The following is a 1,766-nucleotide window of genomic DNA, read 5'->3' on the forward strand; positions in this document are numbered from 1 at the left end:
CGTACACGTCAAACTCATTGAAACCATGTACTACGTTCGTCCTGAGCCTGTCGAAGGACGTGAACTCCGGCCTCATGTATTGTGCCAATCACCCTTCGATGCTTCGACAAGTTCAGCACTCAGGATGAACGGAGATCGAGCCCAAAATGTGGAAATTATTTCGGGACAATTCCTAAGCAGTTGGCCGAGAATAGACTGCCCTGCTGATCAGGGATGCTTCTTTTTTGGGCGGTTGACGGGCTGGTTTTCGATGGTGCAAAAAAAGAAATTGGCTAATGGATAAACGATGGTGTGACTTTTTAAACCCTAAAATAAAAAAAATAACTCGAAAATTTTACGTCACTGCATAGACGAACAGGAATACATAATTACATCTGAATAAACGGCCATCAATAAGGTAGAAGGATTAAAACGCTACTTTTTTCGCTAATTTTAATTAGTTTTACCACCATTCAAGTATAAAGATAACACGACACTTTTAACGTAGGCATCGCGCCCACTAAAAAAAACATAACCCGGGAACTTTTACGTCACTGCATAAACGAACAAGGGAGTGCGCCGTCATTTTTTGTGCACTTTCTAATGTACTGTTATGCACTACTACATCATTTCAATGAGATTGACGTGTACCAACTCCGTTCATCCTGAGCGGAGTCGAAGGGTGCTGGCACGATCTATCATGGCCCGGAGTTTGCGCCCTTCGATGCTTCGACAAGCTCAGCACTCAGGACGAACGGAGTGCTGAGGCTTACGATAACGACAACCCGTCAAACTCATTGAAACCATGTACGACAACATCAGGAGTCCTGTTTATGATTCAGCAACCCATTCAGCAATCCATTCAGCAACCATTATGTGACACGTCTTCCCAATGTTCAGGGAATGGCGCCGAATATTCCTGGCTCGGCCATGGCGTTGCTATTTCTAAAGCATTTGCGAAATCATTGATTCCAACAGAAGATCCTTGCCTCGGTTTCAACTCCCGCAAAGCAGTGGAAGATCTTCTGCGACTGGCCACAGCAACTATCCTGCCGTCGAGTTCCATCCTTTTCATAGCGAAAGATATGGCCAGTGCCTGGTCCGGGAGCGGTTCGCCCGGGCCGGATACAAAACCGGAATTACCACAGACATCAAAAGAAACCCGGGAAGAGGCTCAGGAAAAAGAACCCGGCTCGAAAGACGTAACCTTTCAACAGCCATCCACGGCCCGCTATCAAGGGAGTCAGGGAACCAAAGGGCTACTTGCCCTTGGCACGCTGGCCAGCTCTTTTCAGTATGCGAATTCGAAACAGATTAATAATGCAGAAGACCTGGGCAAGATTGGTCGACATCCCGAATTTCCACCAAACGGCAAATATCAACAGACAGCGGATATTGTTGTCAGTAAAGACCATAAACCCATTGGCACATTCACCGGGGAGTACGATGGGCAGTGCCATACTATCAGCGGCCTGTCTGACTGTTTTGTTGACACTCTGCAAGGCAACATCAGTGACCTTCAGTTTACTCGTGCCAATATAAAAAATTCCGCGAAGCCGACCGGGTTAGCAGCCTGTGTTGTTGATGATACTGGCACAGTCAGTAATATCCGGGCGAAAGATGTTCATATTGTCAACTCGGGTGACTATGCAGACGCCGGCATCGGGGGGGGGCGGGTTTACGGAACGGTTGACAAAACCATGGCTGTGAACAGCACGGTCAAAACCAAGGGTGAATCAGCATACGCCGGCATCGGGGGGGGGAGGGTTTACGGAACGGTTGACAAA

General features: G+C 47.6%; 2 protein-coding genes. Both read left to right on the plus strand.

The features are described 5' to 3' along the window. The coding region (locus tag ACO6V1_RS23765) for a hypothetical protein (protein ID WP_422469046.1) at positions 1 to 283 on the plus strand (283 nt) is incomplete at its 5' end. 529 nt (positions 284 to 812) lie between these two features. Beyond that, the coding region (locus tag ACO6V1_RS23770) for a hypothetical protein (protein ID WP_422469048.1) at positions 813 to 1,766 on the plus strand (954 nt) is incomplete at its 3' end.

The sequence above is a fragment of the Endozoicomonas sp. ALC013 genome (assembly GCF_049310205.1).
Taxonomy (GTDB): Bacteria; Pseudomonadota; Gammaproteobacteria; order Pseudomonadales; family Endozoicomonadaceae; genus Endozoicomonas.